The 20,881-nt window shown below is 70.2% G+C and carries 19 protein-coding genes; 15 read left to right on the forward strand and 4 right to left on the reverse strand.

Annotated features, from left to right (window positions below; genetic code table 11):
• Positions 1 to 22 precede the first annotated feature (22 nt).
• Complete coding sequence (locus U3653_RS24410; RefSeq protein WP_323124414.1) at positions 23 to 1,009, reverse strand: quinone oxidoreductase family protein; 987 nt, start codon at positions 1,007 to 1,009, stop codon at positions 23 to 25.
• A gap of 85 nt (positions 1,010 to 1,094) precedes the next feature.
• Between U3653_RS24410 and U3653_RS24415 the strand changes: the two genes are divergently transcribed.
• On the forward strand, positions 1,095 to 1,670 hold the full coding sequence (locus U3653_RS24415; RefSeq protein ID WP_195082345.1) for a TetR/AcrR family transcriptional regulator: 576 nt from the start codon (positions 1,095 to 1,097) through the stop codon (positions 1,668 to 1,670).
• 64 nt (positions 1,671 to 1,734) lie between these two features.
• Here U3653_RS24415 and U3653_RS24420 read toward each other — a convergent pair whose 3' ends face one another.
• The 3 genes from U3653_RS24420 to U3653_RS24430 are packed head-to-tail and all read right to left on the reverse strand — an operon-like array spanning position 1,735 to position 3,624.
• Positions 1,735 to 2,448, reverse strand: coding sequence for an HD domain-containing protein (locus tag U3653_RS24420; RefSeq protein WP_195082346.1), 714 nt, complete (start codon positions 2,446 to 2,448; stop codon positions 1,735 to 1,737).
• Between the two features lie 43 nt (positions 2,449 to 2,491).
• Positions 2,492 to 2,941: an SgcJ/EcaC family oxidoreductase gene (locus U3653_RS24425; protein WP_195082347.1), complete on the reverse strand. Its 450-nt coding sequence runs from the start codon at positions 2,939 to 2,941 to the stop codon at positions 2,492 to 2,494.
• Positions 2,942 to 2,997: 56 nt separating this feature from the next.
• Positions 2,998 to 3,624: an alpha-ketoglutarate-dependent dioxygenase AlkB gene (locus U3653_RS24430; protein WP_195082348.1), complete on the reverse strand. Its 627-nt coding sequence runs from the start codon at positions 3,622 to 3,624 to the stop codon at positions 2,998 to 3,000.
• Positions 3,625 to 3,757: 133 nt separating this feature from the next.
• Between U3653_RS24430 and U3653_RS24435 the strand changes: the two genes are divergently transcribed.
• The 14 genes from U3653_RS24435 (at position 3,758) to U3653_RS24500 (ending at position 20,676) form a co-directional block, all read left to right on the forward strand.
• Positions 3,758 to 4,615 carry an SAM-dependent methyltransferase gene (locus U3653_RS24435; RefSeq protein ID WP_323124413.1) on the forward strand — a complete coding sequence of 286 codons (858 nt, stop codon included), beginning with the start codon at positions 3,758 to 3,760 and terminating at the stop codon, positions 4,613 to 4,615.
• Positions 4,616 to 4,750: 135 nt separating this feature from the next.
• Complete coding sequence (gene pyrR, locus U3653_RS24440) at positions 4,751 to 5,383, forward strand: bifunctional pyr operon transcriptional regulator/uracil phosphoribosyltransferase PyrR (protein WP_323124412.1); 633 nt, start codon at positions 4,751 to 4,753, stop codon at positions 5,381 to 5,383.
• Between the two features lie 40 nt (positions 5,384 to 5,423).
• Positions 5,424 to 6,389 (forward strand): aspartate carbamoyltransferase catalytic subunit, encoded by a 966-nt coding sequence (locus U3653_RS24445; protein WP_195082349.1) that lies wholly within the window; start codon positions 5,424 to 5,426, stop codon positions 6,387 to 6,389.
• Positions 6,386 to 7,690, forward strand: coding sequence for a dihydroorotase (locus U3653_RS24450; protein WP_195082350.1), 1,305 nt, complete (start codon positions 6,386 to 6,388; stop codon positions 7,688 to 7,690). The genes U3653_RS24445 and U3653_RS24450 overlap by 4 nt, the downstream gene beginning before the upstream one ends.
• A gap of 38 nt (positions 7,691 to 7,728) precedes the next feature.
• The gene (locus tag U3653_RS24455) at positions 7,729 to 8,250 is read left to right on the forward strand and encodes a PH-like domain-containing protein (protein ID WP_195082351.1); all 522 of its coding nucleotides are present in this window, start codon (positions 7,729 to 7,731) and stop codon (positions 8,248 to 8,250) included.
• Positions 8,247 to 9,386, forward strand: coding sequence for a glutamine-hydrolyzing carbamoyl-phosphate synthase small subunit (gene carA / locus U3653_RS24460; protein ID WP_195082352.1), 1,140 nt, complete (start codon positions 8,247 to 8,249; stop codon positions 9,384 to 9,386). The genes U3653_RS24455 and carA overlap by 4 nt, the downstream gene beginning before the upstream one ends.
• Positions 9,386 to 12,694 (forward strand): carbamoyl-phosphate synthase large subunit, encoded by a 3,309-nt coding sequence (gene carB, locus U3653_RS24465; protein WP_195082353.1) that lies wholly within the window; start codon positions 9,386 to 9,388, stop codon positions 12,692 to 12,694. The genes carA and carB overlap by 1 nt, the downstream gene beginning before the upstream one ends.
• A 25-nt stretch (positions 12,695 to 12,719) precedes the next feature.
• A complete protein-coding gene (gene pyrF, locus U3653_RS24470) occupies positions 12,720 to 13,544 on the forward strand; it encodes an orotidine-5'-phosphate decarboxylase (protein WP_195082354.1) in 825 nt (274 codons plus the stop codon).
• 569 nt (positions 13,545 to 14,113) lie between these two features.
• Positions 14,114 to 14,434 (forward strand): integration host factor, actinobacterial type, encoded by a 321-nt coding sequence (gene mihF, locus U3653_RS24475; protein ID WP_028476708.1) that lies wholly within the window; start codon positions 14,114 to 14,116, stop codon positions 14,432 to 14,434.
• Between the two features lie 8 nt (positions 14,435 to 14,442).
• The gene (gene gmk, locus U3653_RS24480; protein ID WP_067802087.1) at positions 14,443 to 15,027 is read left to right on the forward strand and encodes a guanylate kinase; all 585 of its coding nucleotides are present in this window, start codon (positions 14,443 to 14,445) and stop codon (positions 15,025 to 15,027) included.
• Positions 15,028 to 15,203: 176 nt separating this feature from the next.
• Entirely contained in the window at positions 15,204 to 15,485 is a 282-nt protein-coding gene (gene rpoZ, locus U3653_RS24485; RefSeq protein ID WP_040780043.1) for a DNA-directed RNA polymerase subunit omega, read from the forward strand.
• A 44-nt stretch (positions 15,486 to 15,529) separates the two neighbouring features.
• Positions 15,530 to 16,753, forward strand: a complete 1,224-nt coding sequence (gene coaBC, locus U3653_RS24490) for a bifunctional phosphopantothenoylcysteine decarboxylase/phosphopantothenate--cysteine ligase CoaBC (protein WP_195082355.1) — start codon at positions 15,530 to 15,532, stop codon at positions 16,751 to 16,753.
• Positions 16,754 to 16,982: 229 nt separating this feature from the next.
• Complete coding sequence (gene metK, locus U3653_RS24495) at positions 16,983 to 18,194, forward strand: methionine adenosyltransferase (RefSeq protein ID WP_084486213.1); 1,212 nt, start codon at positions 16,983 to 16,985, stop codon at positions 18,192 to 18,194.
• Between the two features lie 88 nt (positions 18,195 to 18,282).
• Positions 18,283 to 20,676, forward strand: a complete 2,394-nt coding sequence (locus U3653_RS24500) for a primosomal protein N' family DNA-binding protein (RefSeq protein ID WP_323124441.1) — start codon at positions 18,283 to 18,285, stop codon at positions 20,674 to 20,676.
• The last annotated feature ends 205 nt before the right edge of the window (positions 20,677 to 20,881 follow it).

Genomic DNA, 20,881 nt, shown 5'->3' on the forward strand with positions numbered 1-20,881 from the left:
CACGGCACGCGGCCGCGCGTCGCTATCCGGACAAGGCCGAGCCCGGACGCAGCACGATCTTGCCCAGCACCGCCCTTTCCTCCAGCAGCCGATGCGCGCGGCTCGCCTGGTCCAGCGGCAGCACCGCCTCGACCAGCGGATCGAGCCCACCCGCCGCCGCGCGGGCCAGAACGGCGGTGCGCGCCGCAGCGACTCGGTTCAGCCAGTCCGGCCCCGCGCAGCCGGTGAAGGTGAGTCCGCGCATGAGCAGGTCGCTCGCCGACACCTGCGCGGGTGCTCCGGACAGCCATCCGTAGCCGAGCATCCGGCCGCGCAGGGGCGTCATGAGATCGAGCAGGCCGGAAGCGCTCGCACCGCCGATCGAATCGAACACCACGTCCACCGTTGCGCCGTCGAGGGTTTCGCGCAGTCGGGTGGTCCATTCCGGATCGTTGTGGTCGATCACCTCGTCGGCGCCCAGTTTGCGGGCGTGGGCGGTTTTGCCGGGGCCGCCCGCGGTCCCGATGACGCGCGCCGCCCCGAACTCTCTGGCCCATTGGGTCAGCGCGCTGCCGATGCCCGTGGCCGCGGCTTCGATCAAGACGGTTTCCACGCCGGTGAGCGCGGCGGTTTCCAGCAGAGGAATCGCCACCGATCCGTTCATCAGCACCGCGGCGGCGTCCACGAAGGACAGGCCGTCCGGAATGGGCACCACCGAATCGGCGGGGGCGGCGACGAAGTCGGCGTAGGCGCCGTAACCGCGCGTCGCCACGACGACCCGCTGTCCGATCAGCGCCGCATCGGCTCGCTCGCCGACCTCGGTGACGACCCCCGCGGCCTGGAAACCGAAAACCAGCGGCAGCGGCGCGCCGAGCGGGAACTCGCCGGAGCGCAGCTTGGTTTCGGGAAACAGCACGGGGATCGCCTCGGCGCGGACCACCACCTCGTCCGCGGCCGCCCGCGGCGCCGGAACATCCGCGGCGACCAGCACATCAGGGCTTCCGGTCGCCGTCATTACGATTGCCTGCATCATGAACTCCATAAGTTGACTGACGGTCCAATTGACTTCCCGATGATATGGACCGCCGGTCAACTTGTCTAGGAAAGCGAGTGCGATGGGCGACGGACGACCCAGGGAACGGGCGGACGCGGCGCGCAACCGGCGGGCGATACTGGACGCCACCTTCGCCCTGCTGGCCGAGCACGGCGCCGAAGCGATCACCATGGACCGCGTCGCGGCCGCCGCCGGAGTGGGCAAGGGCACGATCTTCCATCGCTTCGGCAGCCGTGCGGGGCTCTTGCACGAGATGGTCGCGCAGAGCGCGGTCGCGCTGATGGACGCGATCACCAGCGGTCCGCCGCCGCTCGGCCCCGGCGCGCCCGCGGGCGCCCGCCTGATCGCCTACTTCGACGCCATGGCGCGGCTGGTGATCGACAATGCGGAGCTGATGGCCGCCTATCGCACCGAGCCGCCGCACCCGCGAACGGCCGAGTTCCACGCGTTCTGGGACAACCACATCACCACGTTGCTGCGCGAAGCGCGTCCGGACCTGGACGCCGAAGTGGTCGGGCGGTTGCTGCTCGGCGCGCTGAGCGCCGAATGGGTACCGGCCATGGTGCGTGCGGGTGAGACCGAACGGCTACTGGCCGCGGTGCGCGAGCTGGTCGAGTCGGTGCTGCGCGCGCCGTGACGAATCGGGACGCTTTATTCCCGTGTGCTGGAAGAGGTTTCGATCTGTTCGTGTCGCGTGCCGATCAATCCCGCGACAGGATGGCCTCGAACCGTTCGTCGGCCCGGTCGAGCTGATCGAGGATGTGCTGCCGGACGTGTTCGGCCAGCGGTGTGTCCGGCCGGGTGACCAAGTCGCGGTACACATCGGTGAGCGGGCGGTACTTGGCGGCGAGTTTCGCCATCGCGGGGCCGGTGGCGTAGAGGATGCCGACGCCGTTGTCGGTGAAGTCGGAGAGCTTGATGACGCGGGCCCACGGGTCGCGGTCGAGATTCGTCGCGACATGCTCGCGGTACTGCGCCTGCCGGTCGCGCGCCGGATCCGGCTCGGGATTGGTCACCGCGGCGACGAGATCGGCCACTCGCGCACCGAACCGATCGGTGAGCGCGTCGAGCGCCGCGTCGACGGTGGGGCCGGGGCGATCGGCGGCCAGCTCGGCGGCATGGTCCTCGACCGAGTCGTGCAGCAGCCCCGCCGCGACCACGTCGGGATCGCGGACCTCGTAGTGGCTGATGATCCGAATCGACACGCGCAGCAGATGACTCAGGTACGGCTCCCGGCCGTAGCGATCGTCGCGATGCAGGTCGGCCGCGAGCTCCAGCGCGGCGGCCAGCCGCTGCGAGTCCGGCAACTCGGCGATTTCCAGCAGTAGTCGTTCGCGCAGCCCGGCCGCGCCGTAGACCTCGCTGATCGTGTGCAGCGGCATCACGGCCAAGACCCCCGCCCCTGGATTGCTCATGATGCCAGGCTAACCGGAGCGGGGGACACGTGGCGGACGACGATCACTCGGCCTTGGGTACCAAGGTGTTCTGCCGCGCGGCGACGTACCAGCGCTCGCCTTCCTTGACGAAGACGTACAGCGCGATCATGGCGTGATCGTGCTCGACGGGCTCGCCGTCCGGCGTGGTCGCCCATGCGCGCTTGTGCGCGATCGCGACGTCGGGACGCAGGAAGGTGATGTCGGCGATCTCATAGCGGGCGTACTGGTCGGCGAGGAATCCGGCCAGACCCCGGCGGCCGGCGTCGAGCAGCGCGTCGAATCCGGTGATCAGCGTGCCCGTCGCGTTGACGACGGCCGCGTTGGCGGTGAAATCCGCCGACAGCAGATCGGCGTCATTGGTGTTGAAACCGGTCTCCGCGTTGGCGACGATCTGCCGGATCGCGGCGATGTCGGCGGAGTGGTCGACCGTCGTGTCCTCGACCGAGGGAGGTGTGGAAGCTGTCGTACTCATGCGACGAGCTTCCGACCCCAACAATGGTTCAGGTCAAGCCGGCGCGTCCGGCCGGGTCAGCGGACGCCGCGCGGCCGGTACTGGATGCTGATCCGCGGACCGGTGGGTTTGCGCGTCTTGGGCACCGCGTGCTCCCAGGTGCGTTGGCAAGAGCCGCCCATGACGAGTAGATCGCCGTGTCCGACCAGGTATCTGATGCTCGCGCCTCCGCCGCGGGGCCGTAGCAGCAAAGCCCTCGGCGCCCCGATCGACACGATCGCGACCATGGTGTCGTGGGTGGCGCCGCGGCCGATGTCGTCGCCGTGCCAGGCGACACTGTCGCGTCCGTCCCGGTAGTAGCACAGGCCCGCGGTGCGGAACGGCTCGCCGAGTTCGTGCCGATAGTGCTCGCTCAGCGCCGCGCGTGCGTCGGCCAGTGCCGGATCGGGCAGTGGTTCGTGCTCCGCGTAGAACCGCAGCAGCCTGGGCACGTCCACCACGCGGTCGTACATCGGCCTGCGCTCGGCTTTCCATGGCACGCGGTCGACCAGTCGGTCGAACAGCGCGTCGGCGCCGGAAAGCCAGCCGGGCAGCAGATCCACCCAGGCGCCGTGGTCGAGCACCGTGCGGCGCGCGGCGCGCAGCGGCCCGAGTTCGGTGTCGCCGAAACCGTCGAGCAGCGATCCCTGTAGCGGTGTGGACATGCCGCCGAGCCTACCGCCGTTCGAACGTATGTGCTAGCGGTTTTCGGTCATTCTTCTCGGATCGTCGTCTCGCGTCGCCGGTAGGCCGAGTACCTTGCCGAGCGGGATGTCACCCGGACGAGGGGAGTCGTCGATGACCGAAACCACACCGCAAGCGCCGACGGCGGGCGTGGCGATGACAGCGCTCGGAGTTGCGGTGATCCGCGCATGGGAATCGCGCAGGCCGGACCGCCTCTACGACGATCCCTGGGCGCAGCTGTTCGCCGCCGCCGCGCGACGCGCTTTCGGCGCCGAGCCGGGGGGCGAAGAGCGCTGGGCGCGGTTGGAGGCGCTGGCCGAGAAGTTCTACGAGGGCCGCAGCGTCTCCGTGCGCCTGGTGGACGACACCGCCCGAGCGGCCGTCGCGGCGGGTTGCGGGCAGGTCGTCATCCTCGGCGCGGGCCTGGACACCAGGGCCTACCGGATGCCGCTACCGCGCGAGGTCGAGGTCTTCGAGATCGACCTGCCCGAGTTGTTCCGGTTCAAAGAACCGGTGCTGGAGGCGGCGGGCGCCCGTCCGGTCTGTGCGCGCCACGTCGTGGCGGCCGATCTGCGCGGCGACTGGGCGGCCGCGCTGCGCGCCCACGGCTTCCGCACCGACGTCCCGACCCACTGGATCGACGAAGGGGTTCTCGGTTATCTGCGGCGCGCGGAAGCCATGCGGGTGGCGGCCACGCTGACGGAGCTGTCCGCGCCGGAGAGCCGGTTCGGCCTCGGCAAGTTCGACACCGATCAGCACAGCGACCGGTACACCGAACTGCGGCGACTGGTGCGAGCCGGGGCGGACGGACCGAGGGAACCCAGTGGGCTCGGCCCCGACGCCGACCAGTGGCTCGCCGGGCACGGATGGCGGATCGAGTTCCGTGCCTGGGACGATCTGGTGGCGCCGCTCGACCGCCCGGCCGCGTTGGGCAACCGGGATCTCGGATTGGTTCTCGCGGTCCGCCGGTAGCGCGGCCCGCCGCTGCCAGTGGCCCCGCTCACAGCGCCATATGCCTGGTGAAAGCGGGGTTCGAGCCGCTGCTACGCTGCTTGCCGTAAGACATCCTTTAACGGACCGTCCGGTGAGGCGGGGAAGGAGGTCGGCATGGCCGTGCCCGAAGAACGGGCCGCCAAGTCCGGCGCTGCCGAGACATCGCAGCGACATACCCCGGAATGGGTGGCGGCAGGGCGAGAGTTGTTGTCGGCTTCGGATGTCGGACGGACGATCGCGCGCATCGCGCACCAGATCATCGAGAAGACCGCGCTGGACGCGGGCCAGCCGGACGCGCCACGCGTGGTGCTGATCGGGATCCCCACCAGGGGCACCACCCTGGCGGCGCGGCTCACCGGCAAGATCGAGGAATTCTCCGGCGTCCGCCCGGCTCTCGGCTCGCTCGACATCACCCTCTACCGGGACGATCTGCGCAGCCGTCCGCACCGGCCGCTGGAGCGCACGTCGGTTCCGGAAGGCGGCATCGAGGACGCGCTGGTGGTCCTGGTCGACGACGTCCTGTTCTCCGGTCGCACCGTCCGCTCCGCGCTCGACGGCCTGCGTGATCTCGGCCGCCCGCGCGCGGTGCAGCTGGCGGTGCTCATCGACCGCGGACACCGGGAACTGCCGATTCGCGCCGATTACGTGGGCAAGAACGTGCCGACCAACCGCTCCGAGGACATCTCGGTGCTGCTCACCGAGCACGACGGCCGCGACGGCGTCTATCTGCACCAGGAGGAGGCGTGATGGATCCGGCACATGCCGGCCTGCGGCGGGAGGCGGGCGCATGAGGCATCTGCTGTCGGTCGCCGCGCTCGATCGCGCCGCCGCGACCGAGCTGCTCGACGAGGCCGAGCGGTTCGAACAGGCGCTGCTCGGCCGCGAGGTGCACAAACTGCCCACGCTGCGCGGACGCACCGTGATGACCGTCTTCTACGAGAACTCCACCCGCACCAGGGTGTCGTTCGAGGTGGCGGGCAAGTGGATGAGCGCGGACGTGATCAACGTGAGCGCGAGCAGTTCCTCCGTCTCGAAAGGGGAGTCGCTGCGCGACACCGCGCTGACCTTGCACGCCGCGGGAGCCGACGCGCTGATCGTGCGGCATCCGGCCTCCGGCGCGGCACATCAGATCGCGCGCTGGATGGACGAGTGGGCGGTCTCGGCGGGGCGCGGCTCCGGTCCGGCCGTGATCAACGCGGGCGACGGAACCCATGAGCACCCCACCCAGGCGCTGCTGGACGCGCTGACGCTGCGGCAACGGCTCGGTGACATCGAGGGCAAGCGGGTGGTCGTCGTCGGTGACATCCTGCACAGCCGGGTCGCGCGATCGAACGTCTTCCTGCTGGCCACGCTCGGCGCGGAGGTCGTGCTGGTCGCCCCGCGCACGCTGCTGCCGGTGGGCGTGGAGTCCTGGCCCGCCCGCGTCTCGCACCACTTGGACGCCGAGCTGATCGGCGCCGACGCGGTGCTGATGCTGCGCGTGCAGGCCGAGCGGATGAACGGCGGATTCTTCCCGTCGGCCCGCGAGTACTCGATCACCTACGGCCTGTCCGAGCGCAGGCTGGCCCTGCTCGAGGACCACGCCGTCGTACTGCACCCCGGCCCGATGCTGCGCGGCATGGAGATCGCGTCCTCGGTCGCGGACTCGCCGAAGGCCGCGGTGCTGCAACAGGTCACCAACGGGGTGCACATGCGGATGGCGGTGCTGTTCCGCCTGCTCGTCGGAACACAGGAGGCGGTGGCTCGAGCATGAACGTTCTGATCAAAGGCGCGCTGCTCTACGGCGAAGGCGAGCCGGTCGACGTGCTCGTCGCCGACGGGGAGATCCGGCAGATCGGCACCGATCTGGGCGTGGTCGACGCCGAGGTGATCGACGCGCGCGATCAGATCCTGCTGCCCGGTTTCGTCGATCTGCACACCCACCTGCGGGAACCGGGCCGCGAGGACACCGAGACCATCGAGACCGGCTCCGCCGCCGCGGCGCTCGGCGGCTACACCGCGGTGTTCGCGATGGCCAACACCAACCCGGTCGCCGACTCGGTGGTCGTCACCGACCATGTGTGGCGGCGAGGCCGCGAGGTCGGCTTGGTGGACGTGTATCCGGTCGGCGCGGTCACGGTGGGCCTGGAGGGCAAGCAACTCGCCGAGATGGGCACCATGGCCGCGGGCGTCGGCGCGGTGCGCATGTTCTCCGACGACGGCCACTGCGTCTACGACCCGTTGATCATGCGCCGCGCGCTGGAGTACGCGAACTCGCTCGGCGTGCTGATCGCCCAGCACGCGGAGGAGCCAAGGCTGACCGAGGGCGCCGTCGCACACGAGGGTCCGACCGCGGCCCGGCTGGGATTGGCCGGCTGGCCGCGCGCGGCCGAGGAGTCGATCGTGGCGCGCGACGCCCTGCTGGCGCGCGACGCAGGCGCCCGCGTGCACATCTGCCACGCCTCCACCGCGGGCACCGTGGAACTGGTGAAGTGGGCCAAATCCCAGGGCATCGCGATCACCGCCGAAGTCACCCCGCACCACCTGCTGCTCGACGATTCCCGGCTGGAGACCTACGACGCGGTCAACAAGGTCAACCCGCCGCTGCGCGAGGCCTCCGACGCCGCCGCGCTGCGGCAGGCGCTCGCCGAGGGCATCATCGATTGCGTCGCCACCGACCACGCGCCGCACGCCGAGCAGGACAAGTGCTGCGAGTTCGCCGCGGCCCGGCCCGGCATGCTCGGGCTGGAGACGGCGCTGTCGATCATCGTGCAAACGATGGTCGAGCCGGGGCTGCTGGACTGGCGCGGCGTCGCCCGCGTGATGAGCGAGCGCCCCGCCGCGATCGTCGGCCTGGACGAGCACGGCAGGCCGCTCGAGGTCGGCGAGCCGGCCAACCTGACGCTGGTCGACCCGCGGGCGAGCTGGACGGTGCGCGGAAAGGACCTCGCCAGCATCTCGAACAACACGCCGTTCGAGGCGATGACCTTTCCGGCGCGGGTGACGGCGACGCTGCTGCGCGGCCGGATCACCGCCAGGGACGGCAAGACGCTGGGCAACCGGGCGGAGGCATAGATGAGTGACCGGGGCGCAGCCGTTCGAGGAGGTTCGTAGTGGAGAGAACGCTCTGGGTGGTGGGGCTGCTGGTCCTGTTCGGGGTCTGCCTGTGGCTGATGTACCGGGGCTGGCGCAATCGCGCGGCACGACAGGCCGAGCGCATCGGCGCCCTGCCCGCCGTGCCCGACGAACTGGGCGCGCAGGTACTGGAGCCGACCACCGGGCTGTACCTGGGCAGCACCATAGCGCCGAGCTGGCAGGACCGGATCACGGTGGGCGACCTGGGTTTCCGGGCCACCGCCGAACTCACCCGGTTCGACAAGGGAATTCTGCTCGAACGCGACGGCGCGACGGCGATCTGGATTCCGGAGGAATCCATCACGGCGGTGCGCACCGAACGCGGACACGCGGGCAAAGTGATGACGGAAGATGGTGTGCTGGTCATTCGCTGGAAGCTGCCGACCGGAACCGAGATCGATACGGGTTTCCGCGGCGACGACAAGTCGGTCTATCCGGCCTGGCGCAGGCTTCCCGCGGCGGATCAGAGCGGGACGACGACGGGAGATGACGAGGGATGACAGGAGACACGGGCGGGAGCAGGGCGGGGACGGGCGCAGCACTCGTGCTGGAGGACGGCCGGGTATTCCGCGGCCAGGCCTACGGCGCCGTGGGCCAGACGCTCGGTGAGGCGGTGTTCTGCACCGCGATGACCGGGTACCAGGAGACCCTCACCGACCCGTCCTACCACCGCCAGATCGTGGTGGCCGCCGCGCCGCAGATCGGCAACACCGGCTGGAACGACGAGGACGACGAATCCACGAAGATCTGGGTCGCCGGGTACGCGGTGCGCGACCCCGCGCGGCGCGCCTCCAACTGGCGCGCCAGCAGGACCCTGCCGGACGAGCTGGAACGGCAGCGGATCGTCGGCATCGCCGGCATCGACACCCGCGCGTTGGTGCGTCACCTGCGCACCCGCGGTTCGATGAAGGCGGGCATCTTCTCCGGCGACGCGCTCGCCGCCACCGACGAACTGGTGGCCAGGGTGAACGGGCAGCCGTCCATGCTGGGCGCCGACCTGGCGGGCGAGGTGAGCACCGACGCGCTGTACACGATCGAGCCGGACGGTGACCACCGGCACACCGTCGTGGCGGTCGATCTGGGGATCAAGACCAACACTCCGCGCATGTTCGCGCAGCGCGGCACACGGGTGCACGTGGTGTCCTCGGCCACCACGCTGGATCAGATCCTCGAACTGAAGCCCGACGGGGTCTTCCTGTCCAACGGTCCCGGCGACCCGGCCACCGCCGACGCGGCGGTCGAGCTGACCCGTGGCGTACTGGGCGAGGGCCTGCCGCTGTTCGGCATCTGCTTCGGCAACCAGATCCTCGGCCGCGCGCTCGGCCGGGGCACCTACAAGATGAAGTTCGGCCACCGCGGCATCAACATCCCGGTGGTGGAGCACGAGACCGGCCGGATCTCGATCACCGCGCAGAACCACGGTTTCGCGCTGGAGGGCGAGCGGGGCGAGCGGTTCGACACCCCCTTCGGCACGGCCGAGGTGAGTCACGTCTGCGCCAACGACGGCACCGTCGAGGGCGTCCGGCTGGTCGACGGCCGCGCCTTCTCCGTGCAGTACCACCCCGAAGCCGCCGCCGGACCCCACGACGCCGCGTATCTGTTCGACCGTTTCGCCGGTCTCATGGAAGGAGCCTGATGCCTCGCCGCGAGGATCTCGAGCACATCCTGGTGATCGGCTCTGGCCCGATCGTCATCGGCCAGGCGTGCGAATTCGACTACTCCGGCACGCAGGCGTGCCGGGTGCTGCGGGCCGAGGGCCTGCGGGTGTCGCTGGTCAACTCGAACCCGGCGACGATCATGACCGATCCGGAGTTCGCCGACTCCACCTACGTGGAGCCGATCACGCCGGAGTTCGTCGAGAAGGTCATCGAGAAGGAGCGTCCGGACGCCATCCTGGCCACCCTCGGCGGCCAGACCGCGCTGAACACCGCGGTCGCGCTGCACGAGCGCGGGGTGCTGGAGAAGTACGGCGTGGAGCTGATCGGCGCCGACTTCGACGCCATCCAGCGCGGTGAGGACCGGCAGAAGTTCAAGGACATCGTGGCCAAGGTGGGCGGCGAGAGCGCCCGCTCGCGGGTCTGCTTCACCATGGACGAGGTCCGCGACACGGTCGCCGAACTCGGCTACCCCGTGGTGGTGCGCCCGTCGTTCACCATGGGCGGCCTCGGTTCCGGCATGGCCTACAACGAAGAGGACCTCGATCGCATCGCGGGCGGCGGCCTGGCCGCATCGCCCACCGCGAACGTCCTGATCGAGGAGTCCATCCTCGGCTGGAAGGAATACGAGCTCGAGCTGATGCGCGACGGCCGCGACAACGTCGTGGTGGTCTGCTCCATCGAGAACGTCGACCCGATGGGCGTGCACACCGGCGACTCGATGACCGTCGCCCCCGCGATGACGCTCACCGACCGCGAGTACCAGAAGCTGCGCGATCTCGGCATCGCCATCCTGCGCGAGGTCGGCGTGGACACCGGCGGCTGCAACATCCAGTTCGCGGTGAACCCGCTCGACGGCCGCCTGATCGTCATCGAGATGAACCCGCGGGTGTCGCGTTCGTCCGCGCTGGCGTCGAAGGCGACCGGCTTCCCGATCGCGAAGATCGCCGCCAAGCTGGCCATCGGGTACACGCTCGACGAGATCGTCAACGACATCACCAAGGAAACCCCGGCCTGCTTCGAACCGACCCTCGACTACGTGGTCGTGAAGGCGCCGCGGTTCGCGTTCGAGAAGTTCCCGGGCGCCGACGGCACGCTGACCACCACCATGAAGTCCGTCGGCGAGGCCATGTCGCTCGGCCGCAACTTCTCCGAGGCGCTCGGCAAGGTGCTGCGTTCGCTGGAGACCAAGGCCGCGGGCTTCTGGACCGAGGACGACGGCGCGTGGACCGACGTCGAAGCGATCCTCGAGGATCTGCGCACGCCCACCGAGGGACGCATCTACCAGGTGGAACGCGCGCTGCGGCTGGGCGCGAGCATCGAGGACGTCGCCGCGGCCTCCGGCATCGACCCGTGGTTCGTGGCCGAAGTGGCCGGTCTGGTCGAGTTGCGCCGGGAGATCCTCGACGCGCCCGTGCTGGACGAGCCGCTGCTGCGCCGGGCCAAGCACTACGGCCTGTCGGATCGTCAGCTGGCCGCGCTGCGGCCGGAGCTGGCGGGGGAGAGCGGTGTGCGCGCCCTGCGCCACCGGCTCGGCATCCGCCCGGTCTTCAAGACGGTCGACACCTGCGCCGCCGAGTTCGAGGCCAAGACCCCGTACCACTACTCGGCCTACGAGCTCGATCCCGCGGCCGAGTCCGAGGTGGCGCCGCAGCGCGAACGCGAGAAGGTGATCATCCTCGGGTCCGGGCCCAACCGCATCGGCCAGGGCATCGAGTTCGACTACTCGTGCGTGCACGCGGCGCAGACGCTGTCGCAGGCCGGATACGAGACGGTGATGGTCAACTGCAACCCGGAGACCGTCTCCACCGACTACGACACCGCCGATCGCCTCTACTTCGAGCCGCTGACCTTCGAAGACGTGCTCGAGGTCTACCACTCCGAATGCGAGTCCGGCACCGTCGCCGGCGTCATCGTGCAGCTGGGCGGGCAGACCCCGCTCGGCCTCGCCCAGCGGCTCACCGCCGCGGGCGTGCCGGTGGTCGGCACCAGCGCGGCCGCCATCGACCTGGCCGAGGACCGCGGCGAGTTCGGTGACGTGCTGGTCGCGGCCGGGCTGCCCGCGCCGAAGTACGGCACCGCGACCACCTTCGCGCAGGCGCGCAAGATCGCCGCCGACATCGGCTACCCGGTGCTGGTGCGCCCGTCCTACGTGCTCGGCGGCCGCGGCATGGAGATCGTCTACGACGAGAGCTCCCTGGAGGGCTACATCTCCCGCGCGACCGAGCTCAGCCCGGAGCACCCGGTGCTGGTCGACCGGTTCCTGGAGGACGCGATCGAGATCGACGTCGACGCGCTGTGCGACGGAGAGGAGGTCTACCTCGGCGGCGTGATGGAGCACATCGAGGAGGCGGGCATCCACTCCGGCGACTCCGCCTGCGCCCTGCCCCCGATCACGCTGGGCCGCAGCGACATCGAGGCGGTGCGCCGCTCGACCGTCGCGCTGGCCAAGGGCATCGGCGTGCGCGGCCTGCTCAACGTGCAGTACGCGCTCAAGGACGACGTGCTCTACGTTCTGGAGGCCAATCCGCGCGCGAGCCGGACCGTTCCGTTCGTGTCGAAGGCCACCGCGGTGCCGCTGGCCAAGGCCGCCGCGCGGATCATGCTCGGCGCCACCATCGCCGAACTGCGCAAGGAAGGCATGCTGCCGAGCGAGGGCGACGGCGGGCACGTCGCGCTGGACGCTCCGGTCGCCGTCAAGGAGGCCGTGCTGCCGTTCCACCGCTTCCGGCGCGCCGACGGCAGCGGTATCGACTCGCTGCTGTCGCCGGAGATGAAGTCGACCGGCGAGGTGATGGGCATCGACGCCGATTTCGGCACGGCCTTCGCCAAGAGCCAGACCGCCGCCTACGGCTCGCTGCCCACCGAGGGCACCGTGTTCGTCTCGATCGCCAACCGGGACAAGCGCGCGATGGTCTTCCCGGTGAAGCGCCTGCACGACCTCGGCTTCCGCATCCTCGCCACCGAGGGCACCGCGGAAATGCTGCGCCGCAACGGGATTCCGTGCGAGCAGGTGCGCAAGCACTCCGAGGTGCGGCCGGACGACGAGCCGACGATCGTGGAGCAGATCCGCGACGGCGAGGTGGACATGGTGTTCAACACGCCCTACGGCAACTCCGGCCCCCGCGTCGACGGCTACGAGATCCGCAGCGCGGCCGTCGGGGTGAACATCCCGTGCATCACCACCGTGCAGGGTGCGGCGGCCGCGGTGCAGGGCATCGAGGCGAGCATCAACGGCGGCATCGGCGTGCGGTCGCTGCAGGAGCTGCACGCGGTGCTGCGTGGGTGAGCCGCGATCGGACGGAACGGGCGAGATGAAGACCTTCGGTGGCCGCTTACGGCACGCGATGCGGGAGTTCGGGCCCGTGTGCGTCGGGATCGACCCGCATCCGGAGCTGCTGCGGTCCTGGGGTCTCCCCGAGGACGCCGAGGGACTCGAACGCTTCGCCGAGATCTGCGTGGAAGCGTTCGACGGCCTGGTGGCGCTGGTCAAGCCGCAGGTGGCGTTCTTCGAGGCCTACGGTTCCCGGGGCATCGCGGTGCTGGAACGCACCATCGAGGTGTTGCGGGCCTCGGGAACGTTGGTGCTCGCCGACGCCAAACGCGGCGACATCGGGTCCACCATGGACGCCTACGCGCGGACCTGGCTGGCCGACGGCCCGCTCGGGTCCGACGCGGTGACGGTGTCGCCGTACCTGGGGTTCGGTTCGCTGGCGCCGGCGCTGACGCTCGCCGAGGCGGGTCACCGCGGCGTCTTCGTGCTGGCGGCGACCTCCAACCCCGAGGGCGCGCAGGTGCAGGGGGCGGTCGTGGCGGACGGCCGCACCGTCGCGCAGACCATGGTCGACGAGGCGGCGGCTCGCAACGCGGGCGAGGAGTTCGGGTCGGTCGGCGTGGTGGTCGGCGCGACGCTCAATGCCGCGCCCGATCTGTCCGCGCTCAACGGCCCCATCCTCATGCCGGGGGTCGGCGCCCAGGGCGGTGGCCCGGAGACCATCCGGGGACTGGTCGGTGAGCCGATGCTCGCGGCGGTCGTGCCGAACGTCTCGCGCGAGGTGCTGAAGGACGGACCGACCGTTCCGGCACTGCGTGCCAAAGTGCGCGAGTTCCAAGACGCGTTCGCGTTCCTCCAGAAATGACCGCGAAAGGCCGGCGCATCCGCGCCGGCCTTTCGCGTTTCCGGCTCTTGTGCGTGCAGCTGTTCGCACACACGTGCCCCTTAGCGGGGCCTGTGTGCGCTGCTGCGCTGATTTCGGGGCCATCGGTGCCACCGGGTGGGCGCATCGCCCCTGGACCGGCGTACAGGGCCAGGATCGGCACCGGATGCCGGGCCGTGGCGGCCGCAACAGGCCGAATGTGACGCCCGACACGCGCAAAAAACTCGCGACACGCGGAGGATTTCCAGAAAGTTCCTGGTAGGGCGCGTGAGGGGTTGCTGGAGAGATGCGCTGCCGTGTCGCAACCCTTCCGCAAACCATTCGGTTTGTCGAAAACACCCTGCTGACGGCATATTTCGCTGATCGAGCAGCGGGATGCGCTCGATGGCGCGGGCGGGACCGGCGCCGGGCCGCCCCGGTGCGGTCCGTACCCGGAATCATGCGCTGACCTGGGGGGTGGGTTCGCAATCGGCGGACGTCGTGGGTACGGTCGCTGAGACTGCCGGGTTACCGGCAGGAGTTGATGCAATGAACGATGAGACGGAGGAACCGTGGCCCTTCCCCAGCTGACTGACGAGCAGCGCGCCGCTGCTTTGGAGAAGGCGGCTGCCGCTCGCCGCGCTCGGGCGGAGCTCAAGGAGCGCTTGAAGCGTGGCGGCACCAACCTGAAGCAGGTCCTCACCGATGCCGAGACCGACGAGATCCTCGGCAAGATGAAGGTGTCGGCGCTGCTGGAGGCCCTGCCGAAGGTGGGCAAGGTCAAGGCGGCGGAGATCATGAGCGAGCTGGAGATCGCCCCCACCCGGCGGCTGCGCGGACTCGGCGACCGGCAGCGCAAGGCGCTGCTGGCCCGGTTCGACTTCGACGCCTGACGACGAGGGTGATCGAACACACGCGGAAGGGTCGACTGGTCGTACTGGTCGGCCCCTCGGCCGTGGGCAAGTCCACCGTGGTCCGCTGTGTCCGCGAACGACTGCCCGACCTGGTCTTCAGCGTGTCGGCAACGACCCGGGCCCCGCGGCCCGGGGAGGTCGACGGCCTCGACTACCACTTCGTCTCCCGTGCGGAGTTCGACGCGATGATCGAGGCGGGTGAGCTGCTCGAGTGGGCGGACATCCACGGCGGGCTGCAGCGTTCGGGCACCCCCGCAGGGCCGGTGCGCGCCGCGCTGGCCGAAGGCCTTCCGGTATTGGTGGAAGTGGATCTGGAAGGCGCGCGATCGGTGCGCCGGGCGATCCCGGACGCGATCCTGGTCTTCCTGGCCCCGCCGAGCTGGGAGGAGTTGGTGGCGCGCCTGACCTCGCGCGGCACCGAGTCGCCCGAGGTGATCGAGCGCCGCTTGGAGACGGCCAGGATCGAGCTGGCGGCCTGTGACGAGTTCGACATGGTTATCGTGAACGACGAGGTGACCAGCGCCTGTGAGCAGTTGGTATCGTTGTTCGTTAGCACAAATTCGAGTTCGTGACCCCCACCTGCGCATGAGCGATCAGGCCCGGAGGAGGTAGCCTGCGTAACCACGTAGGGCCCTTCGCGCATGCGCAATCCACTCCGGCATGAGTGACCAGGGCCCGGAGTCGGCGCGCCGCCGCACTCGCAGGGCCCCTCGTTCATGCGCCAGACCACACAGCAGGAGTCTCCCTAGTGAGCAGTACGGACACCAAGACCGCGCCCGCATACGACACGCCGGTCGGCCTCACCAACCCGCCGATCGACGAGTTGCTGGAGCGCACGTCGTCCAAGTACGCCCTGGTCATCTACGCGGCCAAGCGGGCCAGGCAGATCAACGACTACTACAACCAGCTCGGCGACGGCATCCTCGAATACGTCGGCCCGCTGGTCGAGCCGGGTCTGCAGGAGAAGCCGCTGTCGGTCGCGCTGCGCGAGATCCACGCCGACCTGCTCGAGCACTCCGAAGGCGAGTGAGGCGAACCCGGTTCGCCAGTGACCACGACTAGGCCGGAGGCGTAGTGACCACAAGGATCGTCGTCGGTGTGGCCGGAGGCATCGCCGCCTACAAGGCGTGCTCTCTGGTCCGGCGATTCACCGAAACCGGACATGACGTCCGGGTGATCCCCACCACCTCGGCGCTGGAGTTCGTCGGCAAGGCGACCTTCGAGGCACTGTCCGGGAACCCGGTGCACACCGGCGTGTTCTCCGACGTGCCCGAGGTCCCGCATGTTCGGCTGGGCCAGGAGGCGGACCTCGTGGTCATCGCCCCGGCGACCGCCGACCTCATGGCCCGCGCCGCGTCCGGCCGCGCCGACGACCTGCTCACCGCGACGTTGCTGACGGCCCGATGTCCGATCTTGTTCGCGCCCGCGATGCACACCGAGATGTGGGAGCATCCGGCGACCGTCGCCAACGTCGCGACCCTGCGCGCCCGCGGCGCCATCGTCATGGAGCCCGCGGCGGGCCGGCTCACCGGCGCCGACACCGGCCCCGGGCGCCTGCCCGAGCCCGAGGAGATCTTCGGCCTCGCGTCGCTGCTCATGGAGCGTGCCGACGCGATCCCGCGGGATCTGGAGGGCCGCCGGGTCGTCATCACGGCGGGCGGCACCAGGGAGCCGCTGGATCCGGTGCGCTTCCTGGGCAACCGCAGCTCCGGCAAGCAGGGCTACGCTCTGGCGCGGGTCGCGGCCCAGCGGGGCGCCCATGTGACGTTGATCGCGGGCAACACGATCGAGATGGCGGCGCCCGCCGCCGTCGACTTGGTGCACATCACCACCGCCGAACAGCTGAAGACCGCCGTCGACAAGCACGCCGTCGGCGCCGACGCGGTGATCATGGCCGCCGCGGTCGCCGATTTCCGGCCGACCAACGTCGCCGCCGCCAAGATCAAGAAGGGCGCGGGCGAGCCGGACGTCATTCCGCTGACCAAGACCGACGACATCCTCGCCGGGTTGGTGCAGGCGCGCCGCGACGGCCAGTTGCCAGGCACCGCGATCGTCGGCTTCGCCGCCGAGACCGGTGACGAGCACGGCGACGTCCTGACCCACGCGCGGGCCAAGCTCGCCCGCAAGGGCTGCGACCTGCTCGTGGTCAACGCGGTCGGCGAGGGTAAAGCGTTCGAGGTGGACACCAACGACGGCTGGCTGCTCGGCGCGGACGGCACCGAACAGGCGCTCGATCACGGCTCCAAGGCGTTGCTGGCCAGCCGTGTGCTCGACGCGCTGAGTGGATTGCTGCGCTGAACCGGGCCGCGTCCCGGCCGGAATTGCCCTCCGGTCGGTCGTTGGCGACGCCGTCATCGATGCGGCGCCGCATGGCCACCGGGAGTTCAGCTGTCCGGTACGGCCGCGTCGTTGCGGTCCGCCCTGTCGGTGATTTGGAATAGGCTGAGATATAAGGGTTGCGCAGTCACGACATCGCGTTACTGTCGCAACCCGATACGAGTAACCCGTTGAGGGAGAGGGAAGAACTGTGCGCACGTCCGGGAGCCGGCTTTTCACCAGTGAGTCCGTGACCGAAGGTCATCCGGACAAAATCTGTGATGCCATCAGCGATTCCATTCTCGACGCGTTGCTCGCGGAGGATCCGCGCAGCCGGGTCGCGGTGGAAACCCTCGTGACGACCGGCCAGGTCCATGTCGCCGGTGAGGTCACCACGTCGGCGTACGCCGATATTCCCCGAATTGTCCGGGAAAAGGTGTTGGAAATCGGATATGACTCGTCGGCAAAGGGATTCGACGGAAATTCCTGCGGTGTGAATATCGCGATCGGCGCGCAGTCACCGGATATCGCGCAGGGTGTGGACACCTCGCACGAGGCCCGTGTCGGCGGCTCCGACGACGAGATCGAGCGGCAGGGCGCGGGCGATCAGGGCTTGATGTTCGGTTACGCCACCAAGGACACGCCCGAGTTGATGCCGCTGCCGATCGCGCTCGCGCACCGGTTGTCGCGGCGGCTGACCGAGGTCCGCAAGACCGGTGTGCTGCCCTACCTGCGCCCGGACGGGAAGACGCAGGTCACCATCGAGTACGACGGCGACCGCCCGGTCCGCTTGGACACCGTGGTCGTCTCCACCCAGCACGCCGCCGACATCGACCTGGACAACCTGCTCGCCCCCGACATCAGGGAGAAGGTGCTCGAGGCGGTGCTGGCCGACTTGGACGTGCCGAGCCTGGACATCTCGGACATCCGCCTGCTGGTCAACCCCACCGGCAAGTTCGTGCTCGGCGGCCCGATGGGCGACGCGGGCCTGACCGGCCGCAAGATCATCGTCGACACCTACGGCGGCATGGCCCGCCACGGCGGCGGCGCCTTCTCCGGCAAGGATCCGTCGAAGGTGGACCGCTCGGCCGCCTACGCCATGCGCTGGGTCGCGAAGAACGTCGTCGCGGCCGATCTGGCCGATCGCGTCGAGGTCCAGGTGGCCTACGCGATCGGCAAGGCGGCTCCGGTCGGCTTGTTCGTCGAGACCTTCGGCACCGAGAAGGTGGACCCGGCGCGCATCAGCACCGCGATCACCGAGGTCTTCGACCTGCGTCCCGGCGCCATCATCCGCGACCTGGACCTGCTGCGCCCGATCTACGCGCCGACCGCCGCGTACGGCCACTTCGGCCGCACCGACGTCGACCTGCCGTGGGAACACACCGACCGCGCGGACAAGTTGCGCGCCGCCGTCGGACTCTGATCTCGACCAGGTCCGAGTGAACGAACCCGCGGCGGACATCCCCGCCTCCGAGGCGGACCGTTCGGCCGCGGGTCCCGCGGGCGTCGAGCTGCCGATCGCCCGGGTGCTCCCGCTGCTCTCGCCCGCTCACCTCGATCGCGACTTCGACTACGTGGTGCCCCCCGAGCTGGACGAGCTCGCCCAGCCGGGGGTCAGGGTGCGGGTGCGATTCGCCGGACGGCTGGTGGACGGCTACCTGCTCGCTCGAATGCCGCACAGCGACCATGGCGGCAAGCTGGTCGCGCTGGAACGCGTCGTGTCCGGTGAACGCGTGCTGACTCCGGAAATCCTCGACCTGGCGGAGAAGGTCGCGTCCCGGTACGCGGGTACGCGCGCCGACGTCCTGCGGCTGGCCATCCCACCACGCCACGCCCGCACGGAAACCGGGGGCAAGAAGAAGTCCGCTGCGGCACCGGCAGAGTCCGTCGACTCCACGGTCGCGCCTTCTGCCTCGCCGGTGGACGCGGCGGCATCCGGGTGCGCGGGGGAATCCGGGACAACCTGTGCCTCAACGTCATACGGTCGAGACGGTGACACCAATGCCATGCCAGCCGCAGCGCATCGCTTCGCACGGCTGGTGAACTCCTCTGTGTCGCAGACCGATCCGGCGGTCGGCGGGCATGGATCCGCGTCGGAGGATACCGAAACCGGCGGTGTGGCCGATGAGGACCGCGAGGCCCTCGCAAACGAGGACGCCGCGCGGCAAGCTCACTCGTCTTCGGCGAATACTGCTGAGCCCGAGAGCGAGTCGTCTTCGGACGGCGAGATACACCGTGCGCCGGCCAGCAGCGACGGCGCGGATGAGGCCCGCGAGGTCGCGCTGCTCGAGGCCGTTGATCTCGCTGCCTGGGAGCGCTACGTGCACGGTTCGGCTTTCGTCGGTGCCCTCGCACAAGGCAAAGGGGCGCGTGCGGCCTGGCAGGCGCTGCCCGGGGAGCACTGGCCCCGGCGGCTGGCGGAACTCGCCGCCGTGGTGGCACGGCAGGGCCGCGGCGCGATCCTCATGGTTCCCGATCAACGCGACCTCGACCGGGTACTGGCGGAATGCGTTCGGCTGGTGGGGGACTCGGCGGTCGGGCTGTCCGCTGGACTCGGTCCCGCCGCGCGGTACCGGCGGTGGCTCGCGGTGCTGCGCGGTTCGGCGCGGGTGGTGGTCGGCACGCGCAGCGCGGTGTTCGCCCCGGCGGCGGACCTCGGGCTGATCGCGTTGTGGGACGACGGCGACAGCACCTACGCCGAACCCCGCGCACCGTATCCGCACGCGCGGGAGGTGGCGATGTTGCGGGCGCACGACACCGGTGCGGCGTTCGTCGCCGCCGGTTTCGCGCGGACCGCGGAGATCCAGGCGGTGGTCGACTCCGGCTGGGCGCATGACCTGATCGCCCACCGTGCCGTGCTCCGCAAAACCGCTCCGCGGATCAGCGCCCCCGGCGACAGTGATATCGCCCTGGAACGCGACCCGGTCGCGAAGGCCGTCCGGATTCCCGGCGTCGCCTTCGCGGCTGCCCGCGCCGCGCTGAAGGAAGGCGCACCCGTGCTGGTGCAGGTGCCGCGCCGCGGGTACATCCCCGCGCTGTCCTGCCGGAAATGCCGTACTCCGGCCCGGTGCAGGCACTGCAACGGGCCGCTCGCGCTGCCGGAGACCCGCCAGGCGGAAGTGGACGGCGCGGCCGCGCAGAGTCCCGCGTGCCGCTGGTGCGGGATCACCGAGGCCGCGTTCCGTTGTGCCACCTGCGGTTCGCGCGCCCTGCGCGCCGTGGTGATCGGGGCGGCGCGCACGGCGGAGGAACTCGGCCGCGCCTTTCCCGGCGTGCCGATCCGCGGCTCCGGCGGCGGCGCCGTGCTCGACACCGTCGAGCCGGGCCCGCAGGTCGTGGTCGCCACGGTCGGCGCCGAACCCGTGGTCCCCGGCGGGTACGGCGTCGCGCTGTTGCTCGACGGCTGGGCGCTGCTCGGCCGTGCCGACCTGCGGGCCGCCGAGGACGCGTTGCGCCGCTGGATGGCCGCCGCGGCGCTGGTCCGCGCGCACGGTCAGGTCGTCGTCGTGGCCGAGCCCTCGATCCCGACCGTGCAGGCGCTGGTCCGGTGGGATCCGGTAGGCGCGGCGCGGGCGGAGGTGGCGGCGCGGGCCGAGGTGGGCTTCCCGCCCGCCGTCCGTCTCGCCGCGATCGATGGCACCGCCGACACCATCGCCGAACTGCTCTCGGCGGCGGACCTGCCCGACACGGTCGACCGCCTCGGACCGGTGCCGCTGCCGGACGGCGCCCGCAAACCGTTCTCCTCCGGCGATGCGCCCGCCGAAGTGGAGCGCTTGCTGTTGCGGGTCGATCGCCGATCCGGAGCCGCGCTGGCGCGTGCTCTGCGCGCGGCTCAGGCGGTTCGCAGCACGCACCGCTCCGACGCCCCCCTTCGCGTGCAGATCGATCCGGTCGACATCGGCTGACGGTCGCCGGACCCGCGAGCCGACCCGGCGATTTCTCCGCAATCGCCGTGCGCACCCAGGTCGCCAGGTCTTCGCCGCCTAGGCGCCAACGGCGGTGACCCGTTCACGTCACCGCCACCCGGACGATGCGAGACGCCAGAACTCCGCCAGCCGAGGAACGTCGGGCGGTGCTCATTTCTCGTTCGCGCAGCGTGCTGCCCGAGCC

Origin of the sequence: Nocardia implantans, from assembly GCF_035544775.1 — a bacterium.
In the GTDB taxonomy this organism is placed as follows: domain Bacteria; phylum Actinomycetota; class Actinomycetes; order Mycobacteriales; family Mycobacteriaceae; genus Nocardia; species Nocardia implantans.

Excerpts from the sequence above, each read along its gene's own strand:
- U3653_RS24410 (WP_323124414.1), bottom strand. The coding sequence starts at position 1,009 with ATGCAGGCAATCGTAATGACGGCGACCGGAAGCCCTGATGTGCTGGTC.
- U3653_RS24415 (WP_195082345.1), top strand. The coding sequence starts at position 1,095 with ATGGGCGACGGACGACCCAGGGAACGGGCGGACGCGGCGCGCAACCGG.
- U3653_RS24420 (WP_195082346.1), bottom strand. The coding sequence starts at position 2,448 with ATGAGCAATCCAGGGGCGGGGGTCTTGGCCGTGATGCCGCTGCACACG.
- U3653_RS24425 (WP_195082347.1), bottom strand. The coding sequence starts at position 2,941 with ATGAGTACGACAGCTTCCACACCTCCCTCGGTCGAGGACACGACGGTC.
- U3653_RS24430 (WP_195082348.1), bottom strand. The coding sequence starts at position 3,624 with ATGTCCACACCGCTACAGGGATCGCTGCTCGACGGTTTCGGCGACACC.
- U3653_RS24435 (WP_323124413.1), top strand. The coding sequence starts at position 3,758 with ATGACCGAAACCACACCGCAAGCGCCGACGGCGGGCGTGGCGATGACA.
- pyrR (WP_323124412.1), top strand. The coding sequence starts at position 4,751 with ATGGCCGTGCCCGAAGAACGGGCCGCCAAGTCCGGCGCTGCCGAGACA.
- U3653_RS24445 (WP_195082349.1), top strand. The coding sequence starts at position 5,424 with ATGAGGCATCTGCTGTCGGTCGCCGCGCTCGATCGCGCCGCCGCGACC.
- U3653_RS24450 (WP_195082350.1), top strand. The coding sequence starts at position 6,386 with ATGAACGTTCTGATCAAAGGCGCGCTGCTCTACGGCGAAGGCGAGCCG.
- carA (WP_195082352.1), top strand. The coding sequence starts at position 8,247 with ATGACAGGAGACACGGGCGGGAGCAGGGCGGGGACGGGCGCAGCACTC.
- carB (WP_195082353.1), top strand. The coding sequence starts at position 9,386 with ATGCCTCGCCGCGAGGATCTCGAGCACATCCTGGTGATCGGCTCTGGC.
- pyrF (WP_195082354.1), top strand. The coding sequence starts at position 12,720 with ATGAAGACCTTCGGTGGCCGCTTACGGCACGCGATGCGGGAGTTCGGG.